The sequence below is a fragment of the Pseudomonas sp. DSP3-2-3 genome, from assembly GCF_049898225.1.
Lineage (GTDB): Bacteria > Pseudomonadota > Gammaproteobacteria > Pseudomonadales > Pseudomonadaceae > Aquipseudomonas.
In genome coordinates this window covers 381,028-404,239 of the sequence record NZ_JAFCXH010000002.1, presented here as the reverse complement: position 1 = coordinate 404,239, position 23,212 = coordinate 381,028, and the positions used below count along the sequence as shown (strand labels likewise).

At 59.4% G+C, this 23,212-nt stretch carries 22 protein-coding genes, 3 tRNA genes and 1 pseudogene; 1 reads left to right on the top strand and 25 read right to left on the bottom strand.

All coding sequences use genetic code 11. The features are described 5' to 3' along the window. Positions 1 to 86: pseudogene (locus ACP7E4_RS04555) on the top strand (threonine dehydratase); the annotation flags it as partial. Between the two features lie 110 nt (positions 87 to 196). On the opposite strand, the gene ACP7E4_RS04550 reads toward ACP7E4_RS04555, so the two are convergent. The 25 genes from ACP7E4_RS04550 to fabF all read right to left on the bottom strand — a co-directional run bounded on the left by ACP7E4_RS04550 (position 197) and on the right by fabF (position 23,209). Then, positions 197 to 976 (bottom strand): DUF2242 domain-containing protein, encoded by a 780-nt coding sequence (locus ACP7E4_RS04550; protein ID WP_426111507.1) that lies wholly within the window; start codon positions 974 to 976, stop codon positions 197 to 199. Positions 977 to 1,195: 219 nt separating this feature from the next. Then, positions 1,196 to 1,272 (bottom strand) — tRNA-Asp (locus ACP7E4_RS04545). A 129-nt stretch (positions 1,273 to 1,401) separates the two neighbouring features. After that, a tRNA-Asp gene (locus ACP7E4_RS04540) sits at positions 1,402 to 1,478 on the bottom strand. Between the two features lie 59 nt (positions 1,479 to 1,537). Then, positions 1,538 to 1,613, bottom strand: a tRNA-Val gene (locus ACP7E4_RS04535). Between the two features lie 172 nt (positions 1,614 to 1,785). Then, positions 1,786 to 2,550: an SDR family oxidoreductase gene (locus tag ACP7E4_RS04530; protein ID WP_426112054.1), complete on the bottom strand. Its 765-nt coding sequence runs from the start codon at positions 2,548 to 2,550 to the stop codon at positions 1,786 to 1,788. Positions 2,551 to 2,561: 11 nt separating this feature from the next. Next, entirely contained in the window at positions 2,562 to 3,773 is a 1,212-nt protein-coding gene (locus tag ACP7E4_RS04525) for an O-succinylhomoserine sulfhydrylase (RefSeq protein WP_020290361.1), read from the bottom strand. Positions 3,774 to 3,792: 19 nt separating this feature from the next. Further along, the gene (gene purF, locus ACP7E4_RS04520; RefSeq protein WP_426111510.1) at positions 3,793 to 5,301 is read right to left on the bottom strand and encodes an amidophosphoribosyltransferase; all 1,509 of its coding nucleotides are present in this window, start codon (positions 5,299 to 5,301) and stop codon (positions 3,793 to 3,795) included. A gap of 12 nt (positions 5,302 to 5,313) precedes the next feature. Further along, positions 5,314 to 5,901, bottom strand: coding sequence for a CvpA family protein (locus ACP7E4_RS04515; RefSeq protein WP_020290363.1), 588 nt, complete (start codon positions 5,899 to 5,901; stop codon positions 5,314 to 5,316). 99 nt (positions 5,902 to 6,000) lie between these two features. After that, a complete protein-coding gene (locus ACP7E4_RS04510; protein ID WP_426111512.1) occupies positions 6,001 to 6,675 on the bottom strand; it encodes an SPOR domain-containing protein in 675 nt (224 codons plus the stop codon). Beyond that, positions 6,659 to 7,966 (bottom strand): bifunctional tetrahydrofolate synthase/dihydrofolate synthase, encoded by a 1,308-nt coding sequence (folC, locus tag ACP7E4_RS04505; RefSeq protein WP_426111514.1) that lies wholly within the window; start codon positions 7,964 to 7,966, stop codon positions 6,659 to 6,661. Before folC ends, ACP7E4_RS04510 begins: the two co-directional genes overlap by 17 nt. Continuing rightward, on the bottom strand, positions 7,963 to 8,883 hold the full coding sequence (gene accD / locus ACP7E4_RS04500; protein ID WP_426111516.1) for an acetyl-CoA carboxylase, carboxyltransferase subunit beta: 921 nt from the start codon (positions 8,881 to 8,883) through the stop codon (positions 7,963 to 7,965). The genes folC and accD overlap by 4 nt, the downstream gene beginning before the upstream one ends. Before the next feature lie 276 nt (positions 8,884 to 9,159). Then, complete coding sequence (locus tag ACP7E4_RS04495) at positions 9,160 to 9,780, bottom strand: phosphoribosylanthranilate isomerase (protein ID WP_426111518.1); 621 nt, start codon at positions 9,778 to 9,780, stop codon at positions 9,160 to 9,162. 59 nt (positions 9,781 to 9,839) lie between these two features. Next, the gene (truA, locus tag ACP7E4_RS04490) at positions 9,840 to 10,664 is read right to left on the bottom strand and encodes a tRNA pseudouridine(38-40) synthase TruA (RefSeq protein WP_426112056.1); all 825 of its coding nucleotides are present in this window, start codon (positions 10,662 to 10,664) and stop codon (positions 9,840 to 9,842) included. A gap of 156 nt (positions 10,665 to 10,820) precedes the next feature. Next, complete coding sequence (locus ACP7E4_RS04485; protein WP_426111520.1) at positions 10,821 to 13,580, bottom strand: FimV/HubP family polar landmark protein; 2,760 nt, start codon at positions 13,578 to 13,580, stop codon at positions 10,821 to 10,823. A gap of 132 nt (positions 13,581 to 13,712) precedes the next feature. Next, positions 13,713 to 14,723: an aspartate-semialdehyde dehydrogenase gene (locus tag ACP7E4_RS04480; RefSeq protein ID WP_426111522.1), complete on the bottom strand. Its 1,011-nt coding sequence runs from the start codon at positions 14,721 to 14,723 to the stop codon at positions 13,713 to 13,715. 89 nt (positions 14,724 to 14,812) lie between these two features. Continuing rightward, positions 14,813 to 15,373, bottom strand: a complete 561-nt coding sequence (locus tag ACP7E4_RS04475) for a DUF1285 domain-containing protein (RefSeq protein ID WP_426111524.1) — start codon at positions 15,371 to 15,373, stop codon at positions 14,813 to 14,815. 10 nt (positions 15,374 to 15,383) lie between these two features. Beyond that, complete coding sequence (locus ACP7E4_RS04470; protein ID WP_426111526.1) at positions 15,384 to 15,986, bottom strand: DUF4823 domain-containing protein; 603 nt, start codon at positions 15,984 to 15,986, stop codon at positions 15,384 to 15,386. Between the two features lie 110 nt (positions 15,987 to 16,096). Beyond that, positions 16,097 to 16,759: a TetR/AcrR family transcriptional regulator gene (locus ACP7E4_RS04465; RefSeq protein ID WP_426111527.1), complete on the bottom strand. Its 663-nt coding sequence runs from the start codon at positions 16,757 to 16,759 to the stop codon at positions 16,097 to 16,099. 392 nt (positions 16,760 to 17,151) lie between these two features. Beyond that, positions 17,152 to 17,937: a TatD family hydrolase gene (locus ACP7E4_RS04460; protein ID WP_426111528.1), complete on the bottom strand. Its 786-nt coding sequence runs from the start codon at positions 17,935 to 17,937 to the stop codon at positions 17,152 to 17,154. Between the two features lie 12 nt (positions 17,938 to 17,949). After that, the gene (locus tag ACP7E4_RS04455; protein ID WP_065833398.1) at positions 17,950 to 18,306 is read right to left on the bottom strand and encodes a PilZ domain-containing protein; all 357 of its coding nucleotides are present in this window, start codon (positions 18,304 to 18,306) and stop codon (positions 17,950 to 17,952) included. Between the two features lie 31 nt (positions 18,307 to 18,337). After that, positions 18,338 to 19,324: a DNA polymerase III subunit delta' gene (locus ACP7E4_RS04450; RefSeq protein WP_426111530.1), complete on the bottom strand. Its 987-nt coding sequence runs from the start codon at positions 19,322 to 19,324 to the stop codon at positions 18,338 to 18,340. After that, on the bottom strand, positions 19,317 to 19,949 hold the full coding sequence (tmk, locus tag ACP7E4_RS04445; protein ID WP_426111532.1) for a dTMP kinase: 633 nt from the start codon (positions 19,947 to 19,949) through the stop codon (positions 19,317 to 19,319). Before tmk ends, ACP7E4_RS04450 begins: the two co-directional genes overlap by 8 nt. Positions 19,950 to 19,968: 19 nt before the next feature. Then, positions 19,969 to 21,147, bottom strand: coding sequence for an endolytic transglycosylase MltG (gene mltG, locus ACP7E4_RS04440; protein WP_426111534.1), 1,179 nt, complete (start codon positions 21,145 to 21,147; stop codon positions 19,969 to 19,971). After that, a complete protein-coding gene (gene pabC, locus ACP7E4_RS04435; RefSeq protein WP_426111536.1) occupies positions 21,147 to 21,965 on the bottom strand; it encodes an aminodeoxychorismate lyase in 819 nt (272 codons plus the stop codon). Before pabC ends, mltG begins: the two co-directional genes overlap by 1 nt. Further along, on the bottom strand, positions 21,965 to 23,209 hold the full coding sequence (gene fabF, locus ACP7E4_RS04430) for a beta-ketoacyl-ACP synthase II (RefSeq protein ID WP_426111538.1): 1,245 nt from the start codon (positions 23,207 to 23,209) through the stop codon (positions 21,965 to 21,967). Before fabF ends, pabC begins: the two co-directional genes overlap by 1 nt. Positions 23,210 to 23,212: the final 3 nt, after the last annotated feature.

Here is a 23,212-nt window from a genome sequence, read left to right as displayed (position 1 = left end):
ACCTGATCCCGGCGGCGCTGGCCGAGATTGGCTATCCGTATTGGGATGAAAGCGAGAATCCGGCTTATAAGCTGTTTTTGGGGTGAATGGGTGGTTGTGGGACCGGCTTTAGCCGGGAATACGCAGGTTCAGGCTCTGAAAGTCTAGCGAATGTACCGGCCTCTTCCCGGCTAAAGCCGGTCCCACAACAGCTGCATCACGGTGCAGTCTTAGTTTCCGGCGCAGCCTCGACAGGCGCTGGCTCGGCCTGGAAGGAATCAGCGGCGCCGGGAGCCGGGACTGGCTGGCTGGTTTCCACAGCGGGCGCGGCGGCTGGCTCAGCTTTCGGGGCTTCTTCAACTGGCTTGGTTTCAGCAGGCTTGGGCTCGGCGAGGGCAGCAGGTTTGGCGACTGGCTCCGGCATGCCGAGATCGGTCTTCGGCTTTTCCTTGATATGCGCGGCTTTCTTCGCTTCTGGCGGCAGGAAGTTTTCCACCAGGATGAAGAAACGGTCGTAGAACTTGTCAGACGCCACGGTCTCGCTGGCGACCTTGACCATCGAGTCATCAGTCGAGCCGATCGGCATCGACACCGAACCCAGCACGCCGACACCCACGCTCGCGGAGTTGTTGGTCTTTTTCAGCGCGTAGCGGTCCTGCAAGGCATTGGCGAACATCGTTGAGCTGTTTTCGGTGCCATCAGCAGCGCAGACCACGTTGAAGCTGATCTCCATGTGGGTTTCGCCGGTTTGCTGGAAGCTTTTGTGCCCGCTGATCATCTTCGGGTCGCTGCTGGTGATGATGTAGCCCTGACTGAGCAAAGCACGGCGCGCCGCTTCACAGGAAGCGGAGTCGGTGACGGGGTAGGCTCTGGAAAAAGTCCCCGCATCGTCAAAGTTTTCATGCTCATACACAGCGGCCTTCTTTGCCGAACAGCCTGCGGCAGCCAGCAGGGCAACTGCCCAGCACGCGGTACGAAAGCTAAATAATTTTGGCATCAAGAATCCTGGAGGAGATAACGGTCAGCAGTACTGCGGACTGGGGAAGCGCCGACAAGTCTGCAACAAGGCAGGCGCAGGATCAACGCGGACAGTGAAAGGATGTGGATTCAAATGACGAAATAACGCTGCGCTTACCGGATTCAGGGCAAAAAAAAAGCGACCCGTTAAGGTCGCTTTCTTTCGCTTCAAGGAGTTCAAGGGCCTTGAAGCTATGTATGGCGCAGCGGACGGGACTCGAACCCGCGACCCCCGGCGTGACAGGCCGGTATTCTAACCGACTGAACTACCGCTGCGTATCGCTCGGACTTGCATCCGTTTGAACCTGTTGAAACAGATCTTCGAGAACCTGTTTCGTTGTAACCCTGACTGATCAGCCTTGAGGCTTTTCAATCGCAGACCGGGCTGACCCGATCCGTAAAATATGGCGCAGCGGACGGGACTCGAACCCGCGACCCCCGGCGTGACAGGCCGGTATTCTAACCGACTGAACTACCGCTGCTTGTCGGTGGACTTGCGTCCGGTGCTGCTATCAAACGTTGTAGCTTGAAACTCACGAAGTGGTGGGTGATGACGGGATCGAACCGCCGACCCGCTGCTTGTAAGGCAGCTGCTCTCCCAGCTGAGCTAATCACCCTTTGCTTCGTTGAGGCCGCGAAATTTACGCACCTAACGAACCTAAGTCAATAGCCTGCTTGAAGTTTTTTTCAGGGGCCGCTTTTAGCGACAGGTTTCCAGCTACAAGCAAGACGAAGAAAACGCGCAATTTCTCGCGCCTTTACTTACAGCTCGCAGCTTGAAGCTTGAAGCTATTCAACATAAACCATTTTGCGGGTCATGCCGCCGTCGACCACGAATTCCTGCCCGGTAATGAAACCGGCATTGCGCGACAGCAGCCAGGCAACCATCGCTGCCACGTCCTCCACGGTCCCTACCCTGCCAGCCGGATGCTGCGCATGATCAGCGTCAGACAACGGCTCAGCGCGCCTCACAGACGGGTCGCGGACGTCGATCCAGCCGGGGCTCACCGCATTGGCCCTGATTTCAGGGCCAAGGCTGATCGCCAAGGCGTGAGTCAACGCCATCAAACCGCCCTTGCTGGCCGCGTAAGCTTCCGTATCGGGTTCTGATTGACGACCGCGAGTCGAGGTCAGGTTGACGATGCTTCCGCAGTGAGCGCGCAGATACGGCGCACAGTGCTTGGCCAGCATCATCGGACCATTGAGATTGACGGCCAGCACACGATTCCAGTGGGCAAGGCTCAAGCTTTCGAGAGTGGTGTTGCGCGGATCCGCCACCGCAGCGTTGCAGACCAGTGCATCCAGGCGTCCGAAGCGACCGATCACTTGCGCGACGCCAGCGGCAACCTGTTCTTCACTGGCCACATCCATGCCAATGAACAACGCGTTCTCGCCCAGCGCTTCAGCAACCCGCGATCCACGGGTGCGATCAATGTCGGCGAGCACGACCTGCCAGCCCTCGGTCATCAGCCAGGCAGCGATGCCCAGGCCGATCCCGCGTGCCGCACCGGTGACCAAGGCCACCCGGCCATTGCTGGAGCTGGCGGCCTGCATCACCCAATCGCTCACAATGCCGCCAGACCACGCGCCAGATCGGCTTTGAGGTCCGCGACATCTTCCAGGCCGACTGCCACACGAATCAGGCTGTCACGAATACCCGCGGCTTCCCGCTCCTGAGGCGCCAGACGCCCGTGAGACGTGGTGCTCGGGTGGGTGATGGTGGTTTTGCTGTCACCCAGATTGGCCGTGATGGAGATCAGACGCGTGGCATCAATGAAACGCCATGCGCCGTCCTTGCCGCCTTTGACTTCAAAACTGACCACGGCACCAAAACCTTTCTGCTGGCGTTGAGCCAGAGCATGCTGTGGATGGCTCTTGAGACCGGCGTAATGCACCTTCTCAATGCCGTCCTGCTGCTCCAGCCATTCAGCCAACTCAAGAGCACTGGCGCAATGAGCGCGCATGCGCAGGTTCAGGGTTTCAAGGCCCTTGAGGAAAATCCAGGCATTGAACGGGCTCAGGGTCGGCCCGGCCGTGCGCAGGAAACCCACGACTTCCTTCATCTGCTCGCTGCGTCCGGCAACCACGCCGCCCATGCAACGACCCTGGCCGTCGATGAACTTGGTGGCCGAATGCACAACCACGTCAGCACCCAGCAGCAGCGGTTGTTGCAGCGCCGGCGTACAGAAGCAGTTATCCACCACCAGCATCGCGCCCTTGGCGTGGGCGATTTCGGCCAAAGCGGCGATATCCACCAACTCAGCCAAGGGATTGGACGGCGACTCGACGAACAGCAATTTGGTGTTCGACTTGATGGCCGCATCCCAACCCGCCAGCTCGGCTAACGGCACATAATCGACTTCGACACCAAAGCGCTTGAAGTACTTCTCGAACAGGCTGATGGTCGAACCGAACACGCTGCGCGACACCAGTACATGGTCGCCCGCGCTGCACAGACTCATAACGGTGGCCAGAATGGCCGCCATGCCCGTCGCGGTCGCTACTGCCTGCTCTGCGCCTTCCAGCGCGGCGATACGCTCTTCGAAGGAGCGCACCGTCGGGTTGGTGTAGCGCGAGTAGACGTTGCCCGGCACTTCACCGGCGAAACGCGCGGCCGCGTCGGCGGCCGTGCGGAACACGTAACTGGAGGTGAAGAACATCGGGTCGCCGTGCTCGCCCTCTGGCGTGCGGTGTTGACCTGCCCGTACAGCGAGGGTGTCGAAACCCACGCCTTCAAGATCGCTGTCCAGCCGACCGGCATCCCATTCCTGAGTCATGCCGCGCCCTCCCTGATGATTAGTTGTTGTACAGATCGATGATCGCGCTCACAGCCTGAGTCTTGACCTTGGAGGCGTCATTACGCGCCTGCTCGATCTTGTTCAGGTAATGCTCGTCGATATCACCGGTCACGTACTTGCCGTCGAAGACCGAGCAATCGAAGTTGTCGATCTTGACCTTTTTGCTGCCGCTGACCGCTTCGATCAGATCATTCAAGTCCTGATAGATCAACCAGTCGGCGCCGATCAGATCCGCGACGTCCTGGGTGGTACGGTTGTGGGCGATCAGCTCATGAGCGCTCGGCATGTCGATGCCATACACGTTCGGATAGCGAACGGCCGGTGCAGCGGAGCAGAAGTAGACGTTCTTGGCGCCTGCTTCCCGTGCCATCTGGATGATTTGCTTGCAAGTGGTGCCGCGCACGATGGAGTCGTCCACCAGCATCACGTTCTTGCCGCGAAATTCCAGCTCGATGGCGTTGAGCTTCTGGCGTACGGATTTTTTCCGCGCGGCCTGGCCGGGCATGATGAACGTACGGCCGATATAGCGGTTCTTGACGAAGCCTTCGCGGAACTTGACGCCCAGATGGTTAGCCAGTTCGAGAGCCGCGGTACGGCTGGTGTCAGGAATCGGGATGACCACGTCGATGTCGTGATCCGGACGCTCGCGCAGGATCTTGTCGGCCAGCTTCTCGCCCATGCGCAGACGCGCCTTATAGACCGAGATACCGTCGATGATCGAGTCCGGACGCGCCAGATAGACGTGTTCGAAGATGCACGGGGCGTATTTCGGGTTCGCCGCACATTGACGGGTATGCAGTTTGCCGTCTTCGGTGATGTAAACCGCTTCACCCGGCGCCAGGTCACGGATCAGCGTGAAACCCAGTACATCCAGGGAAACGCTTTCCGAGGCGATCATGTATTCGACGCCTTCGTCGGTATGACGCTGGCCGAACACGATCGGGCGAATGGCATCCGGGTCACGGAAACCAACGATGCCATAACCGGTGATCATCGCAACGACGGCATAGCCGCCACGGCAACGATTGTGTACGTCGGCCACTGCCGCGAAGACGTCTTCTTCGGTGGGCTGCAACTTGCCGCGCTGTGCCAGCTCATGGGCGAAAACGTTGAGCAACACTTCCGAATCGGAATTGGTGTTGACGTGGCGCAGGTCAGATTCGTAAATCTCCTTGGCCAGTTGCTCAACGTTGGTCAGGTTGCCGTTGTGGGCCAACGTGATGCCATACGGCGAGTTAACGTAGAACGGCTGCGCCTCGGCCGAGGTCGAGCTGCCCGCTGTTGGATAACGCACATGGCCAATGCCCATATGTCCGACCAGGCGCTGCATATGGCGCTGGTGGAATACGTCACGAACCAAACCATTGTCCTTGCGCAGGAATAACCGGCCATCATGACTGGTTACGATACCGGCAGCGTCCTGGCCGCGGTGCTGGAGGACGGTTAGCGCGTCATACAGCGCCTGATTGACATTCGACTTACCAACGATACCGACGATGCCACACATGCGACACAACCCCTACTTAGTGGAACTGGATTTACCGAGCACTTCCTGCGGCATTGTAGGCGGCAGAAGGTGATCCTTGAACGGCAGATCAGCAGGTACGCTGATGCCGCTGGCGAGCCACTTGCTGGACATCCCGAGAATCAGGTTTTTCGACCAGTCAGCGACCATGAGAAATTGTGGCAACAATCTGGACTGCTGCCACCATTGATCCTGTTGCACCGGCCCCAGGCTCAACAGCCCGACCGCCACTACGACAAGCAAGCCCCCGCGCGCCGCGCCGAAGACCATGCCGAGAAAACGATCGGTCCCGGAAAGCCCGGTGACACGAATCAGTTCTCCGATGAGAAAGTTGATCATTGCGCCGACCAGCAAGGTGGCGACGAATAGAATAGTACAGGCTGCGATCACCCTGAACGAGGGCGTCTCAATATAACTGACCAGATACTGCGAAAGCCCCGCACCGAACATCCAGGCAACGACGCCTGCAATGATCCAGGTCACCAGCGACAGAGCTTCCTTGACGAAGCCGCGCTTGAGACTGATCAGAGCAGAAATGACGACAATCCCGAGGATCGCCCAGTCGACCGGGGTAAATGGCACGTTTGAGCCTGCGAACAGATAAGGCGGCGCATTTTAGCAGAGCGCCAGCCTGCCGGTAAGCGGGGATTACCGGCAGGCCTCACATTCGCCGAAAAAGCCTCAGCCGCGTTCGGGCTGGAAGCGCACGACGATGCCCTTGAGCTTCTGCTGCTTGTCGAGCTGATCGCGCAGACGATCGGCCTCGGCGCGCTCGATCAGCGGACCGACGAACACCCGATTCACCCCGTCGGCGGTGCGGATATAGGCGTTATAGCCTTGGGTACGCAGGGTTTTCTGCAGGTTGTCGGCATTGGCCCGATTGGACAGGCTCGCCAGTTGCACCGACCAGCTGACCGACAAGCCATTGGCATCGACACCGCTTGGCGTGGCCGGTTTGGTCGCTGCTTGTGCCGGGGCAGTCGCCGGAGCTGCTGGAGCTGGAGCCGGAGCCGAAGGCTTGGGTGCCGGCTTGGCAACAGGGGCGGCTGGCGCAGGAGCTGGTTTGGCAGCGGGCGGCGCAGGCGCGATTGGCGTCGTTGGTGCCAGGGCAATCTGGCCGATCTCGTCGTCGGCCGGTACTGGTTCCTGAGGCAAGGCCTGAGGTTCGGGAACCGGAACCGGTTCGATCCGCACCTGAGGCGTGGGCGGTGTCTGCGGAGCAGCCGGCGCGTCGACCAATACCCGATGCGACTCGTCTTGTTTTGTGAACAGCATTGGCAGGAAGATCACCGCCACGGCAATAAGCACCAGTGCGCCGACCATTCGCTGTTTGAATACGTTATCCAGCAGTGCCATTTGCAGCTTCCTCTTTGGCGTGCCGGGTCAACCATTCCAGGGCCTCGGCAACACAGTAAAAAGACCCGAACAGCAAAATTTCGTCATCGGCCGTGGCGTGCGCGCACTGAGCTTCCAGCGCCAACGCAACACTCTGATAGGACGTCGCTTTTGCTCCAAGGTTCTGTAGTGCCACCTGAAGATCGGACGCCGGACGACTGCGAGAGGTCGGCAACGGCGCAACAGCCCACTCAGCAATACTGCCAACCAGCTCGGTGACCACGCCTTCGAGCTCCTTGTCAGCCAGCAAACCAAACACCGCCAGACGCCTGCCGACGACCGGACGCTGCGCCATGCGCCGGGCGAGAAACTGTGCAGCATGGGGGTTATGGCCCACATCCAGCAGCAAATGCAGGTGCTTGCCATGCCAGTTGAACGAGCGACGATCCAGACGACCGATAATCCGCGTGCCAAGCAATGCCGCACGAATGACCTCCGGCTGCCAGGCAATATCCAGCAACAAATAGGCCTGCAACGCCAGTGCGGCGTTTTCCATGGGCAAATCGAGCAGTGGCAGGTCGCGCAATTCAACCAACTGCCCTGCCCCGTCGCGACCCAGCCAGTTCCAGTTGTGGTCGGTGATCGACAGATCGAACTCCCGACCACGCAACCATAGCGGGCAATTGAGTGCAGCAGCCCGATCCAGCAAAGGCGCCGGAGGGTCCAGATCGCCACAGAGCGCAGGACGACCTTCGCGGAAAATGCCCGCCTTTTCGAACGCGACAGATTCACGGGTATCGCCCAGCCAATCGGCATGATCGATACCAATGCTGGTCACCAGCGCCAGATCCGCGTCGATCAGGTTGACCGCATCCAGACGACCGCCGAGACCGACTTCAAGCACGGCAACATCCAGCGCGGCCTGCTCGAACAACCAGAAAGCCGCCAGGGTGCCCATCTCGAAATAAGTCAGCGTGACATCGCCCCGCGCTGCTTCGACAGCGGCAAACGCATCACACAGTTCCACGTCAGTCGCTTCGACCCCCTGCACCTGCACCCGCTCGTTGTAACGCAACAGGTGAGGTGAGCTGTAGACGCCGACTTTCAAGCCCTGCGCCTGCAGCAATGCTGCGAGAAATGCGCAGGTCGAGCCCTTGCCGTTGGTCCCGGTGACGGTAATCACCTTGGGCGCGGGACGGGTCAGACCCAATTGCCGGGCAACCTGTTGCAAACGCTCCAGCCCCATATCAATGGCCGAAGGGTGCAACTGCTCCAGATAGGCGAGCCAGTCGCCCAGCGATCCTGGGGTCATACGTTCGCCGGAACCGGCGGAACGATGATCGGTTCCAGTACCGGCGGTACGAATTTAGGGGTCGGCAGGTTCATGAATTGCGCGAGCAGATTGCCCAGGCGCGGACGCAGTTCCTGGCGATGGACGATCAGATCGATAGCGCCGTGCTCCAGCAGGAACTCGCTGCGCTGGAAGCCTTCCGGCAGTTTTTCGCGCACGGTCTGCTCGATTACCCGAGGACCGGCGAAACCGATCAATGCTTTAGGCTCTGCAACGATGACATCACCGAGCATCGCCAGGCTCGCGGAAACCCCGCCGTAGACCGGGTCAGTGAGTACCGAGATAAACGGCAGGCCTTCTTCGCGAAGACGAGCCAGCACGGCCGATGTCTTGGCCATTTGCATCAGGGAGATCAGCGCTTCCTGCATGCGTGCGCCACCGGAGGCTGCAAAGCATATCATCGGGCAACGTTTTTCCAGCGCGTAATTGGCGGCCTGTACGAAACGCTCGCCAACGATAGCCCCCATCGAACCACCCATGAAGGAGAACTCGAATGCGCAAGCAACCACTGGCATGCCCAGTAAGGAGCCGCTCATGGAAATCAGCGCATCTTTTTCACCGGTCTGCTTCTGCGCACCGGTAAGACGATCCTTGTACTTCTTGCTGTCGCGAAACTTCAGGCGATCCACTGGCTCCAGATCAGCGCCGATTTCGGCACGACCATCGGTATCCAGAAAGATGTTCAAGCGTGCCCGGGCACCAATACGCATGTGGTGGTTGCACTTGGGGCAGACGTCCAGGGTCTTTTCCAGTTCTGGACGATAAAGCACCGCTTCGCAAGAAGGGCACTTGTGCCAAAGACCTTCGGGAACCGAGCTTTTCTTGACCTCGGAACGCATGATCGAAGGGATCAGCTTGTCTACCAACCAGTTGCTCATGCTTTATTTCTCCAGTACCGGTGGCTCGAACGCAGACGAATCGACGTCTGCGCATGCCCTTGAGCTAAATTCTTGGATGATCTGACAACCCGGCGTCAGCGGTCGGCAATTGGCCTGACCTGCATGACAACAACGTCGTCAATCGTGGAACTGCAACAGCTTCTGCGCGGCGTACCAACGCCTGCGCACTCTTGAATTCGACCTGTGCGCCAATCGCGCAGCCAGGGTTATGGACGGCAGACAATCAACAGCCGTCACATCTATAACGGCTCGCTATCAAGCGCCATGCACCGCACTCATGAACGCGCGGATCTTGTCATGGTCCTTGATGCCTCCACTCTTTTCGACTCCGCCACTGACATCCACCGCATACGGACGGACCTGGGCGATGGCTTGCGCCACATTGGCGGAAGTCAGACCACCCGCCAGAATGATCGGTTTACTCAGACCACCGGGAATCAGGGCCCAGTCGAAGGTTTCACCCGTGCCGCCAGGAACCCCGGCAACATAGGTATCCAGCAGAATACCGCTGGCTCCGGAATACGCCCGGCAACTGGCGGCGATATCGTCACCGGCCTGTACCCGCAACGCCTTGATATAAGGGCGATGATAGCCTTCACATTGCTCTGGCGTTTCATCGCCATGAAACTGCAACAGATCCAGCGGCACGGCGTCCAGCGTCTCGTTGAGCTCGCAGGCACTGGCATTGACGAAAAGCCCGACGGTACTGACAAACGGCGGCAGCGCGGCGATGATCGCCCGCGCTTGCTGCACGGTCACCGCGCGCGGGCTCTTGGCATAAAACACCAGCCCGATAGCATCAGCCCCGGCTTCGACAGCAGCCAAAGCGTCTTCTATGCGGGTAATGCCGCAGATCTTGCTGCGAACGGCTGACATGTAGAGAACCCCAAGCCTTTCTGTAAAGTTCGGGATGGTAGCAAATGCTTTTCCGGACGTCAGCCGTCAAGTTCCGAGAAGCCTGTCAGAAAGTGCGGCCCGACATAGCGTTCCGGCAATGGAAACTCGTCACGATACTCAACCTGCACCAGATACAACCCATATGGGTGTGCCGTTACGCCGCCGGTCCTGCGCACCTTGCTCTCCAGCACATCCCGCGCCCACTCGACAGGACGCTCGCCCGTGCCGATGGTCATCAACACGCCAGCAATATTGCGCACCATGTGATGCAGAAAGGCATTGGCGCGCACATCAATGACAATCATCTTGCCGTGCCGCGAGACGCGCAGATGGTGCAGCTGTTTGATGGGTGACTTGGCCTGGCACTGCCCAGCCCGGAACGCGCTGAAATCATGAGTGCCAACCAGATACTGCGCGGCCTGCGCCATGCGTTCGGCATCCAGCGGGCGATGATTCCAGGTGATTTCCTGGTTCAGATGAGCCGGACGAATCTGATCGTTATAGATGACATAACGATAGCGCCGGGCGATGGCCTTGAAGCGCGCATGGAAATCCGCCGGCATCACCTTGGCCCACGTCACGCTGACGTCATGGGGCAGATTGATATTGGCGCCCATGACCCAGGCTTTCATGGACCGCTCGGCCTGAGTGTCGAAGTGCACCACTTGGCCACAGGCATGCACACCCGCGTCGGTGCGCCCGGCGCATAGCAGCGACACCGGCGAATCCGCGACTTTGGAGAGCGCATTTTCCAGGGTTTCCTGAACGGTCAGCACACCGGAAGCCTGACGCTGCCAGCCGCAATAGCGAGAGCCCTTGTACTCGACACCGAGTGCGATTCTGGAAAAACCAGCGGCGGCCATTTCGGCCGCCGCGTTATCTATATTCGCCAAGAAGTGACAGCCTGTTGAATTACGAAATGGCGGCCATTATAAGGCCGCTGAAAAAAGACGCCATGCGCCCTGCCCCGGAAATGCAAACGGCCGCAAAAGCGGCCGTTGCAGTCAATGGCAGAGCACTCAGACCAGACGACTCAACATGTCCCTGGCTTCGGTTTTCTGGCCATCATCACCTTCGGTGACGACTTCATCGAGAATGTCCCGAGCGCCATCGCTGTCGCCCATCTCGATGTAGGCGCGGGCCAGATCGAGCTTGGTGGCCGCCTCATCGGTACCTGACAGGAAGTCGAATTCCGGCTCGTCATCGTCGAGTGCCGCAACGTCTTCGGCGGTGAAGCTCGGCGCTTCGAACGGCTTGGCCATCGGCGGCTGCTCAAGATTCTGCGACAACCGCTCCAGCTCGGCATTCACATCCTCGATCTCGGAGGCAAACGCTTGAGTCGCCTGATCGGTCTCGATTTCGTCGGCCAGCGACAGATCGAAATCATCCGGCAGATCCAGATCGTCGGCAGGCTGAGACGGCGCTGACTCACCCAGATTCAACGGTTCTTCGTCAAGACTGAGCAGGAAATCATCCTCGGCGCTGAGTGCAGGCTCGTCTTCAGCGCTATCCAGATCGAAGTCAGCCAGATCAAACTCCGCCAGATCATCAGGCGCGCTCGCCGCCTTGGCTTCGCTTTGCTGTTTCAATACCGACTCGAAACTCAGCTCGTCATCGTCATCTTCATTGATTGCTGGCAAAACAGGTGCATCCAGATCCAGATCGTGCAGATCGGTTGGATTGGTCACTTGCGCAGGTGAGGCCTCTTCAAGGTCATCCAGGCTCAAATCGAAATCATGATCGAACTCATCGAGTTCATCCGCTTGAGCGTCAGGTTCCGGCGTTGGCGGTACAGGTGTTGGCGCCACAACGGCCGGCTGAGGCTCGGGCTCCGTTGCTTCCGGCTCGTCGAGCAACAATTCCTCGAGGTACTTCGCATCCATTTCTGCAGCGACCGCAGCGGCGGTCGCTGTCGCTGCCGCCGCAACGACGGCAGCGGTGATCATGGCCGGGTAACGACTCTTGAGCCGCTCGACCTCAGCGTGGTGCTTTCCCCCGGCCACCATTTTCCGCTCATGAATCGCGAACGCCTTGCTGTTACCTTGCTCGGCGTAGATTTCCATGAGCTTGAGACGAATATCGTCCCGGGACGGGTCTTCCTTCAACGACTCTTCCAGCAGCTCGACAGCCTGATTCATGCGCCCGTAAGCAATATGGATCTCAGCCTGAACCAGCGGATCGGCTGGACGTTCGCGAGCAGGATCGACACTCGCGCTGCCCATTGGCGCCATTTTCACGTTAGGCGCGGCAACCACCAGCCCATCGAAACTGGCCTGCGGCACGTCCATGTCCATGTCGGAAACGAATTCGGATTCTTCAGCCAGCGCACGCGCCATGCGACGGTGCTTCTCGGCTTCGGCCTTGGCATTGCGGCGGCGGGCCAGAAACAGCATCAACAGGAGCAGGAGCAGCACGACCGCCCCGCCGATCAGGCCGAGGACTATCGGGTTACCGAGCAGTTGCTTGAACGCTTTGTCCGAATCCTCCTCCTGAGCCACAACCGGTTCGACGGCCAGAGGCTGATCCGCAGCAGGCGCGCTGACTTGAGCCGCGCCCGCTGGCAGTGCGTCTTCGGGTGCAATTTCGCCCGGCGGCTTGGCAGCAGCGCCAGGCGCCGGGACCAGTGCTGCCGGCAAAGCCGGATCGGCAGGCACCGGTGGAACCGTTGCACCCGCGGCCTGCATCTTGGCCAGTTGATCGCTCTTGAGCTGAATCAGGCGCTGCATCTTGTCCAGCTGACTCTGCAAGTCGTTCATGCGACTTTTCAGTTCGGCGTTGTCACGGCGCGCGGTATCGAGGCTTTCCTCGGCTACCGCGAGCTTGTTACTCAAATCCTTGTCGCCTGCCGCACCTTTGGCAGAAGGGTTGGAGCCTGCGGCGACCAGACTCAGGCTGTCGCTTGGAGCAACTCTGGACGGCGCAGCGCCGGCGCGATCACGACGGGTCGCATCGACCTGACGGGTACCGGACGGCAAACGCCGACCCTGGCGCCAGGCCTGATTCTGTTCGGCAACCTTGGCCACGGCTTGAGGCTGCGGCACGCTAGTGGTTTGTTGCGGATCAGGCAGGCGCAATACCTGGCCTTTTTTCAGGCGGTTGATATTGCCGCCGATGAACGCATCAGGATTGAGCGCCTGAATGGCCAGCATGGTTTGCTGAACGGTGCCGCCATTACGCACTTTCTCGGCGATTTCCCAGAGCGTGTCGTTATTGGTGGTGGTGTATTGCGCAGGTTTGGCCTCGGCTGCAGGGGCGGCCTCGGGAACAGGAGCAGGCGCAGCAGGCGCTACCGCTGGAGTTGCAGGCGCCTGGGCTGGCTGTGGAGCAGTCGCCGGCAATTGCGGCGCTGCTGCGGCAGCCGCGGCCGCTTCAGGGGAAAACTTCGGTGGGTCCAGCAACAGGCTGTATTCACGCAGCAGACGGCCATTGGGCCAGAGCACCTGCACGAGGAATTTCACAAAGGGTTCACGCACCGGTTTACTGGAGGTAATGCGCAATACGCTTTTACCGCTGGCATTGAGTACCGGAGTGAATGTCAGATCGTTGAGAAATGCCTGCCGGGCAACACCCGCCTGAGCAAAATCAGCGGTGGTCGCCAGGCTTGGCACCACCTGCGCGGCACTCAGGCCTTGGGCCTGAGTCAATTCGATCTCGGCTACAAGGGGTTGATTCAGGGTCGACTTGACCGACAATTCCCCGAGTCCCAGCGCGTGCGCCATGCCTGATGACAACGCCGAAGCGGCAGCAATTGCCAATACCAGTTTGCGAACCTGAACCATAGCCCATCCCTTGTTTAAAAACTCCCCGGCACCCGGGAAGGTAAAGCATGCATTGGGTGTCTAAGCAGACATCTCAGGAGATCGACGACACACACGGCTAGAAAGTTTTTTCAAAATGAAGGCAAGTATCTTTTACACATAGTCTTTTATCAACAATTGCGCGACCTGCACAGCGTTGAGCGCGGCACCTTTGCGCACATTGTCAGACGTCACCCACAGATTCAGCTCACAGGGATCGTCTATTCCACTGCGCACGCGTCCTACATAAACAACATCCTGGCCTACGGCATCTCCTACAGCCGTCGGATAATCTCCGGCTTCGACCAGCTCAATCCCTGCAGCAGCTTCCAGTGCAGCATTGACCGCTTGCAGATCAACCGGCCGCGAGGTTTGCAGCGACACGGTAAAGCTGTCGCCAAAAAACACCGGCGCTTGCACGCACGTGGCCGAAACCTTGAGTAAAGGCAATGCCAGCAACTCGCGCAACTCTGCCACCAGGCGAACTTCCAGCGGTGCATGGCCTTGCGCATCCGGCGCACCGACCTGAGCGAGCAGGTTGAAGGCCATCTGCCGATCAAAAAAACGCGGTTCGAGGGGGCGAATATTCAGCAGTTCGGTGGTTTGTCGAGCCAGTTCGGCAACGCCTTCGCGGCCCTGGCTGGAGACTGCCAGGCACGCGGTGACATTGACGCGCAGGATTTCCAGCACACCGAGCAACGGTGCGAGGGTCAGCGCGATGGCCGTGCCGGAAGCGCTCGGACTGGAAATCTGATAAGGCTTGCCGTGAGACTCAATCGACTGCGCATTGATTTCCGGCACCACGCCGGGTGCGTCTGCAGCGGGCAATCCGCCCGACAGATCGATCACCGAACAGCTCGCGGCCAAGGCGCGCGCAGCGTAACTGCGGGTAATGGCCGGACCAGCGGCAAAAAATGCAACCTGCGCCTTGTTGAAATCGAACTCGTCGACTTCTTTGATCCGCACATTCTTGCCCCTGAACGGCACGGAATGCCCCGCCGACTCGATGCTGGCCAGCAAGTGCAACTGCCCAACCGGGAAGTCGAGCTCCTCAAGAATCTGGACGATGGTTTCGCCGACAGTACCGGTGGCGCCGATCACGGCGATGTCAAAGGACTGGCTCATGCAAAACCTCAGGAAAAACGGGGAGCGGCACTTTAACCGTCGCGCCCGGAGCAGGCAATTGAAGGGACATTATCCGAAGGCTTCGTTATTCAGGGCTCAAGGCCGATTGGAAAAAACAGACCGCCGCTCCAGACACCCAGCCAGCGCTGGCCATCGATGTCGCGAGGCACGGCCAGCTCGACCAATTGATAGAAGACGTTGCGATGAATCAGGGCTTCGAGGTTGACCCGCACATTGATGTACGGCGCCGGTTCGTCGGTCTCGGGATCGATCAGCACCCGCAATGCATGCTCGGGACCGGCTTCAGTCATGTCGTCGACATTGGTGGTAAAGCGCAGCAGTTGACGCTCGCCCTCACCTTCGACTTGCAGACTAACCGCCACGAATGGCGCGTCATCGACCTTGATGCGTACCTTCTCCACTGGAGTGATCAGGAAGTAGTCGTCGCCGTCGCGGCGCATGATGGTCGAGAACAAGCGAACCATGGGCTTGCGACCGATAGGCGTCCCCAGGTAATACCAGGTACCGTCGCGGGCGATGCGCATGTCGATATCGCCGCAGAAATCCGGGTTCCATAAATGAACAGGCGGCAACCCTTTGGATTTGGGGATCTGCGCGAACAGATCATTGGCCTTGCCTGTATCACTCATGACTTTCTCCTCAACGGCTTATGCCCAACAGACTGCGAGCGTAATCCTCCAGAGGCGGGCCAAGCAAATCTTGTGGTTTGGTGTCATGCAGTGTCAGCAATCCGCCACGGCTGCGAATTCGCGCGCTGTCGATCAGGTAGCGGGTGCTGGTTTCGATCAACATCAGCTGGATGACGCCGCTGTCGATGCCGAGCCGGTCCAGCGCTTCCTGGTCGGACCACTCGTCGGTGTTGCCGATTCGGTCATCGGCCTTGGCGAAGCGGGTATACAGCAGATAATGCGCGCCCGCCGAACGTGCTTCGTTCATCGCCTCATCCAGGCCTAGTGGCCCGCGAGCGCGACGAACCATCGGGAAATACTCGATGAAACCGTTGAAAGCTTCTTCGGCCACCACGTTCGGTCTTGGGTAGGCGCTGCCCGGCGGCGCAAACGCACCTTGAGCGATATAGATGAAGGAATCCGGCTGCAGCCGCCAGTTACTGATGCGGCGGGTTTCACTGTGATCCAGCAACCCGGCGTCACTGAACTGATCATGAGCGCCCTGGCCCAGATCGCTGACACTCATACAACCATTCAACGCCAACAGCGCCAGTAGCAAAACCAGGCTACGCATCACTTCCTCCCAAGTGCCGGTGACGGAAAACCGGCGAATGGTCGTCGGATGCAGCTTCCGCGCCATCATGGGCAAAGCAGGTCATTAATGCGTGCAGGTCCTGAAATGGCTCAACCGCCAGCAGTATCGGGCTTCAGATCACCAATTGCCTCGGGATCACGCTTGCGCTTGTTGCCCATGCGTACGCCGATGTCCATCAGGAACTGGAAAAAACCTTCCTGATCTTCGAGAACATTGCTCCAGAATGGCGAGTGGTACAGCGCCACTGCGCCATGAACCAATGCCCAGGCGGCGCAATAGTGGAAGTAAGGCGGGACGTCTTCGAGTTTGCCTTCGTTGATTCGACCTTTGATCAACAGCGTCAGGCGCTCGAAGTTAGAGGCGCGAATCTTGTGCAGCTCTTCGACCAGCTCCGGCACCTGATTGCCCTTGACGACTTTTTCTTCTAGCCGATCAAACAACCGGTAACGCTGGGGATCGCGCATGCGGAACTCGAAATAGGCGCGGGACAGGGCTTCCTTGTCCTTGTCGACATCCGCCGAATGCAGCAGCTCGTTCAAATCACGCTCGTAGTCGAGCATCAGGCGCAGGTAAATCTCCGCCTTGGATTTGAAGTGCTTATAGATCGTGCCTTTGCCGATACCCACGGCATCAGCAATCATCTCGACGGTGACGCTGTCTTCACCTTGATCGAGGAACAGCTTGAGCGCGGTGTCGAGAATTTCTTGCTCGCGGCGTCGAAACTCACGGACCTTTCGGGGTTCTTTCTGCATAAGAAGGTCTGTAGGGGTCAAAATCGAAGCCGGGTATTATGCCTAACTTGCGCGAAATTGCACGGATCATCCGACCATGGCGCGGTTTATTGGCCTAAATGGCCGAACGGGTGTCATGCGCCGCCAACGCAGGACGCAAGCAAGCGTCGTGATAATTGCGGACTCAGCAGCCGCCCGGCTATTCCAAATCTGTTTAAAAAATGAGCAGAACTGACTGGACGCCGTGCATTCCTGACCAATACTTAAGACGTTGGCGTTGCATATCCCCCAAATGACACGCCAGTAAAGGTGCCGACGGATGGCGCACCTTTGTTTTACTCCTAATGGTCTTAACCCGGATTCACCCCCCAGAACCCGGGTTTTTTTTGCCCGGGATTCGGTACGGGACGGGTCTAGCGCTTGAGGTGCGCCAGAGGGAACAGGCGCGCAAAGTTGTCGGTGGTCATTTCGGCAAAGCGCTCGTAGGACTCGCCACGCAGCATTGCCAGAAACTCAGCGACTTCGCGGACATACTGAGGCAGGTTTGGCTTGCCCCGATAAGGAATCGGCGCCAGGTAAGGCGAATCCGTTTCAACCAGCAGGCGATCTGCGGGAACCTGACGCGCTACGTCACGCAACGCATCGGCATTACGGAACGTGACGATGCCGGACAGGGAAATGTAAAACCCCAGGTCCAGGGCCGCCTTCGCCATGTCCCAGTCTTCGGTGAAACAATGCAGCACGCCACCTTGCGGCAAGGCCGCTTCGCGCAACAGATTCAGCGTATCGGCACGCGCGCCACGGGTATGCACGATGACTGGCTTGCCGGTGACGTTGGCGGCTTGCAGATGCAGGCGAAATGACGCTTGTTGCAACTCGGCAGCTTCAGGCTCGTAGTGATAATCCAGACCGGTTTCGCCAATGGCGACCACGCGCGGGTGATTCAATTCGTCCAACAACCATTCCAGCGCAGGCGCTTCACCCGGCTTCAGGTCCAGCGGATGAATGCCCACCGAGCAATCCACGTCGTCATAGCGCTCTGCCAGGGCTTTGACCGCGCCCGCATTGTCAGCGCTGACGCCGATACAGAGAAAATGCCCGACCCCTCTTCCCCGTGCCGCTTCGAGCGCGGCATCCAGAGAACCGGCGTGTTCAGCGAGGTCCAGGCGATCAAGGTGGCAATGGGAATCTACAAGCATGGCAATGGTTATCTACATCGTGTGAGTTGGACGGTCGGACTTCAAAGCACCGGCCAGATAGGTTTCGATCATGTTACGGGCAGTATTGTCGCCGTCATTGAATTGCACGCCGACCCCGGCAGCCCGATTGCCCTGCGCGCCCTTGGGAGTAATCCAGGTGACTTTGCCAGCGACCGGAACCTTCTCCGGCTCGTCCATCAGATTGAGCAGCATGAACACTTCATCGCCCAGCTTGTAGCTCTTGCTGGTCGGAATGAACAATCCGCCATTGCGGATGAACGGCATGTAAGCGGCGTAAAGCACGGACTTGTCCTTGATGGTCAGGGACAAAATACCGTTACGCGGACCGGAATTCAGCGGCAAGCTCATCACAACTCCTCAGGATTCCAATGAATACGGCCTAACGTTGCAGCGGCAATCCAGCCCACTGTACCAATAAAGCTTCGAGCAGCAGCACGCGGTTCAGGTTGGCCTTGGACATGACCTTCTGGCGCTGCGCCAGGATCCAGTCCTGAATGTCGAGAACCTTACCCTGATTTGATTTCTGCGCCATGTACTGCAGCACTTTACGCATATCCGCCAGGCCGAGGCCTTCTTCGTCCTCGGTGAGCTGATAGCGCAGGATCAGGTGCGACCAGTCGCAGAACCAGTCAAACAGCAGCAACAGTGGAATATCTTTCCAGCCTTCGGCCAATTGCGTTGGCGATTGTTGCTGCTTGAGCAGCTTCTTCACCCCGTCGACCACCAGCGCACGCTGCTCGCGAACGCCCTGAGCCTGCAGACTGACAGCGGCCAGCGGCGAACCTGCGGCAAGGACCAGCAATTCGTTACGCTCGTCCTGCGTGCAGTCGGGCAGTGCATCGGCCAGCCACGCCAGGCTCATGGCTTCGCTGGGCAGCGGGCAGGCCTGCTGCACGCAGCGGCTTCTGACCGTCGGCAACAATCGGCTTGGTTGATGGCTCACCAACAACAGCACGGTGTTGCCCGAAGGTTCCTCAAGACTTTTGAGCAGGGCGTTGGCGGCGTTGATGTTCATCGACTCCACCGGCTCGATCAACACCACTTTGCGCCCGCCCATCTGCGCGGTTTGCACCACGAAGCTGACCAGGTCGCGCACCTGATCGACCTTGATCGCCTTGTCGGCCTCTTCCGGCTCCAGCACGTAGTTATCCGGATGGCTGCCGGCAACCAGCAGCATGCAGGATTTACAGCTTCCGCATGCATCCAGCCCCTCGGGACGCTGACACAGCAAACTGGCCATCAGCCGTTCGGCCAGGGCCCGCTTGCCGATTCCGGCCGGTCCGTGCAGCAGGTAAGCATGCGCGTGCTGTGGGCGTCCGGCCATTTGCTGCCAAAGCGCTTCCTGCCAGGGATAGGCCTCAGCCACGGTAAAGCTCCAGCATTTCCGGCAGCAAGGTATCGAGGGAGCGCTGCACTTCCGGCAACGACAATGCCGCATCCACCAGACGATAACGCGCCGGCTCGGCACTGGCTCGGTTCAGATAAGTGCTGCGTACGGCATCGAAGAAAGTCCGCCCTTCCTGCTCGAACCGATCCAGCCGGCCTCGCGCAGAGGCGCGGGCCAGACCGACTTCAACCGGCAAATCGAAAATCAGGGTCAGGTCCGGGCGCAAATCACCCTGGACAAAGTTTTCCAGCGCGGCAATCCGTTCGTGGGACAAGCCACGGCCGCCGCCCTGATACGCGTAAGTTGCGTCGGTGAAACGATCACACAAAACGATCTCGCCACGGGCCAGAGCCGGGCGAATCACTTGCGCCAGATGTTGTGCCCGTGCGGCAAATACCAGCAGCAACTCGGTATCGGCATGCATGGACTCATCGCTGGGCGCCAGCAGCAGCTCACGGATACGCTCGGCCAGCGGTGTGCCGCCGGGTTCGCGAGTGAGCAATACCTCGATCCCTTCGGCGCGCAGTCTGGCGGCCAGGTATTCGCGGTTGGTGCTTTTCCCTGCGCCTTCCGGACCTTCCAGGGTAATAAACAGGCCAGTCACAGGCAGTCCTCGTTCATCTTCATTTCGGGCTTGGCTCGCTCTGGGTGGCATCTGGCTCCGAAGACTTCTCCGGGACGGGCGCGGTTTCAGGTGCCGTCGCCGCATCCGGAACAGGTGCCGCCGGATTCGTTTCCGACGGCATGACTGGAACAACCGACGGAGCAGCAGGTGCCGGGCTGGAGCGATAATCGGCACGTCGCTTGAGCTGGAACTCACGAACGGCCGCGTTATGCGCGTCCAGATCCGCCGAGAACACGTGACTGCCGTCGCCGCGTGCGACGAAATACAAACTGCTGCCGGACACCGGATTCAGTGCGGCATGAATTGCTTCACGCCCCACCAGGGAAATCGGCGTCGGTGGCAGTCCGGCGATGACGTAAGTGTTGTAGGGCGTTGCTTCCTTGAGATGGGCGCGGGTCAACTTGCCGTTGTAACGCTCGCCGAGGCCGTAGATCACCGTCGGATCCGTCTGCAAAAGCATGCCCAAACGCAAGCGTCTGACAAACACCCCGGCAATCTGCCCGCGTTCCTGAGGAACGCCGGTCTCTTTTTCCACCAGCGAGGCCATGATCAGCGCCTGATACGGGTCAACATAGGGAACATCCGCAGCGCGCTTGGCCCACTCTTCATCCAGCACTTCATCCAGACGGTTGTACGCCTGTTTAAGCAGCTCGACGTCGGTCATGCCCCGCACATAGCGGTAAGTGTCCGGAAAGAAGCGGCCTTCGGGATAAACATCGGGATGGCCCAGTTTGGCCATTAGCTCGTTGTCGCTCAGGCCTGCAAGGGTCTGCTCCAGCTTGGGCTGTTTCGCCAAAGCGGTACGCACTTGACGGAAATTCCAGCCTTCGACCAGCGTCAGGCTGTACTGAACCACTTCGCCCCGCTGCCACAAGGCCAGCAACGATTGGGCGTCCATGCCGGGCGTCATGCGGTATTCGCCACTGTGCAGCGACTGCCCGGAAAGATTGAAGCGCCAATAGAGCCGCAGCCAGAACGCATCCTTGACCACGCCGTCGGCTTCCAGACGATTGAGCACACCTGTCGGCGTGGAGCCTGCTGGAACATCCAGCAATTGCTCTCGGGTTACGTTCAATGGCTGACGCAACGCCTCGTTCTGCTGCCAAAACGCAACGCCCAGCACCAGACCCGCCAGCACCACGCCTGTTTCCAGCAAGACCAATAATTTTCGAATCACTAAGCGATATCCAGAAGCGCGAGAACGGTGCGCTGCAGTTTACGGGTGAGTGGACCAACCGGCCAGCTCAGCTGCATGAAGCCGCGAACGGGCCACATGCCATAGACACTGTTGCAGAGAAATACTTCATCGGCATGCTGCAAGTCAGACATTTGCAGGTCACGGACTTCGACCGGAATGCCCAGCGCAGACGCCTGCTCCAGCAATTCGCCACGCATCACCCCGGCCACGCCACAGCGCGTCAGATCCGCAGTGAGGAGAATCCCGCCGCTGATCAGGAACAGATTGCTGTATACACCTTCGATGATGCGCCCCGACGTGTCGAGCATCAGTCCCTCGGCGTGTTCGCTGTCCTGCCATTCCGAACGCGCGAGCACCTGCTCCAACCGGTTCAGATGTTTGAGTCCGGCCAGCAGCGGCTGTTCGGCCAGGCGGGTCTGACAAGCAAAGAGACGCACACCCTGCTCTGCATGAGCGCCCGGGTACAGCGGCGCGGGGCCGCCTTGCAGAATTCGTCGAGGTTGGGAATTCGGCGCGGGAGCATAACCCCGCTGACTGTCGCCTCGGGTGACAATCAACTTCATCACGCCGTCGCCCAGCTGTGCGGCAAATGCCAGCAACTCGCGATGAATCAATTGCAGGTCAGCGGCAATACCCAAGCGAGCACAGCCGCCTTCGAGACGCCGCAGATGGCGCTCCAGAAGCGATGGCTGTCCATGCTTGACGGCGATGGTCTCAAACAGCCCATCACCATACGCCAGACCTCTGTCCTTGATGGACAGCAGATCGGCGGGACAGCCATCGATCCAGCTGAGCATTACTCGCTGAACCGGCGGAACACCAGTGAGCCGTTGGTCCCGCCAAACCCGAACGAGTTGGACAGCACCACGTTGATCGGCATGTTTTGCGCTTCATGAGGCACAAAATTCAGATCGCAGCCTTCGCCCGGCTCATCGAGGTTGATGGTGGGCGGCGCAACCTGACCGTTGATGGCCAGAATACTGAAAATCGCTTCCACCGCGCCCGCCGCGCCCAGCAAGTGACCGGTCATGGACTTGGTGGAACTGACCGCCAGCTTGTAGGCGTGATCGCCGAACACCGACTTGATCGCCCGCGCTTCAGCCAGGTCGCCGGCCAGCGTCGAGGTGCCGTGTGCGTTGATGTACTGCACGTCGTCGGTGTTGACCTTGGCATCGCGCAGCGCGTTGACGATGCAGCGCGCAGCACCTGCGCCGTCATCTGGCGGCGAAGTCATGTGGTACGCATCGCCGCTCATGCCAAAACCGATCAGCTCGGCATAGATCGTCGCACCGCGCGCCTTGGCGTGTTCCAGCTCTTCAAGCACCAACGCTCCGGAACCGTCGGACAGGACGAAGCCGTCGCGGCTCTTGTCCCACGGACGGCTGGCACGCGTCGGATCGTCATTACGGGTCGACAGCGCACGGGACGCACCGAAGCCGCCCATACCGAGGCCGCAGGCCGCCATTTCGGCGCCGCCGGCAATCATCACGTCGGCCTCGCCATAAGCGATGTTGCGTGCCGCCATGCCGATGCAATGCGTGCCGGTCGTACAGGCCGTCGCGATTGCGTAGTTAGGCCCCTGTGCACCCAGATGGATCGACAGGAACCCGGAAATCATGTTGATGATCGAGCCCGGCACAAAGAACGGCGAAATCCGTCCCGGCCCTTGCTCATGCAGCGAGCGGCTGTTGTTTTCGATATTGGTCAGGCCACCGATACCAGAACCCATGGCCACGCCAATGCGATCACGGTTGGCGTCAGTGACTTCAAGGCCGGAATTGCGCACAGCCTGAAAACTGGCCGCCAGACCATATTGAATGAAGAGATCCAGCCGGCGAGCCTCTTTGGGCGCCAGGTACTCTTCAACGTTGAATCCTTTGATCGAACCGCCAAAGCGGGTCGTGTAAGCCGAAAGGTCCGTGTGCTCGATAAGGCCAATGCCACTGCGGCCAGCCAGAATGCCTTGCCAACTGCTCGGCACATCCGTACCCAATGGCGACAGCATACCCATACCGGTGACCACGACGCGTCTACGCGACACAGG

What these genes read in the sequence shown, in the direction of transcription:
- ACP7E4_RS04530 (WP_426112054.1), bottom strand. Translation starts at nt 2,550, where the DNA reads ATGCAGGCCGCCAGCTCCAGCAATGGCCGGGTGGCCTTGGTCACCGGT.
- ACP7E4_RS04470 (WP_426111526.1), bottom strand. Translation starts at nt 15,986, where the DNA reads ATGCGTAGCCTGGTTTTGCTACTGGCGCTGTTGGCGTTGAATGGTTGT.
- pabC (WP_426111536.1), bottom strand. Translation starts at nt 21,965, where the DNA reads ATGCTCAGCTGGATCGATGGCTGTCCCGCCGATCTGCTGTCCATCAAG.
- ACP7E4_RS04465 (WP_426111527.1), bottom strand. Translation starts at nt 16,759, where the DNA reads ATGCAGAAAGAACCCCGAAAGGTCCGTGAGTTTCGACGCCGCGAGCAA.
- ACP7E4_RS04485 (WP_426111520.1), bottom strand. Translation starts at nt 13,580, where the DNA reads ATGGTTCAGGTTCGCAAACTGGTATTGGCAATTGCTGCCGCTTCGGCG.
- accD (WP_426111516.1), bottom strand. Translation starts at nt 8,883, where the DNA reads ATGAGCAACTGGTTGGTAGACAAGCTGATCCCTTCGATCATGCGTTCC.
- ACP7E4_RS04475 (WP_426111524.1), bottom strand. Translation starts at nt 15,373, where the DNA reads ATGAGTGATACAGGCAAGGCCAATGATCTGTTCGCGCAGATCCCCAAA.
- purF (WP_426111510.1), bottom strand. Translation starts at nt 5,301, where the DNA reads ATGTGTGGCATCGTCGGTATCGTTGGTAAGTCGAATGTCAATCAGGCG.
- ACP7E4_RS04510 (WP_426111512.1), bottom strand. Translation starts at nt 6,675, where the DNA reads ATGGCACTGCTGGATAACGTATTCAAACAGCGAATGGTCGGCGCACTG.
- ACP7E4_RS04455 (WP_065833398.1), bottom strand. Translation starts at nt 18,306, where the DNA reads ATGAGCTTGCCGCTGAATTCCGGTCCGCGTAACGGTATTTTGTCCCTG.
- ACP7E4_RS04495 (WP_426111518.1), bottom strand. Translation starts at nt 9,780, where the DNA reads ATGTCAGCCGTTCGCAGCAAGATCTGCGGCATTACCCGCATAGAAGAC.
- ACP7E4_RS04480 (WP_426111522.1), bottom strand. Translation starts at nt 14,723, where the DNA reads ATGAGCCAGTCCTTTGACATCGCCGTGATCGGCGCCACCGGTACTGTC.
- ACP7E4_RS04525 (WP_020290361.1), bottom strand. Translation starts at nt 3,773, where the DNA reads ATGACTCAGGAATGGGATGCCGGTCGGCTGGACAGCGATCTTGAAGGC.
- ACP7E4_RS04550 (WP_426111507.1), bottom strand. Translation starts at nt 976, where the DNA reads ATGCCAAAATTATTTAGCTTTCGTACCGCGTGCTGGGCAGTTGCCCTG.
- ACP7E4_RS04460 (WP_426111528.1), bottom strand. Translation starts at nt 17,937, where the DNA reads ATGCTTGTAGATTCCCATTGCCACCTTGATCGCCTGGACCTCGCTGAA.
- truA (WP_426112056.1), bottom strand. Translation starts at nt 10,664, where the DNA reads ATGGCCGCCGCTGGTTTTTCCAGAATCGCACTCGGTGTCGAGTACAAG.
- folC (WP_426111514.1), bottom strand. Translation starts at nt 7,966, where the DNA reads ATGACCCCAGGATCGCTGGGCGACTGGCTCGCCTATCTGGAGCAGTTG.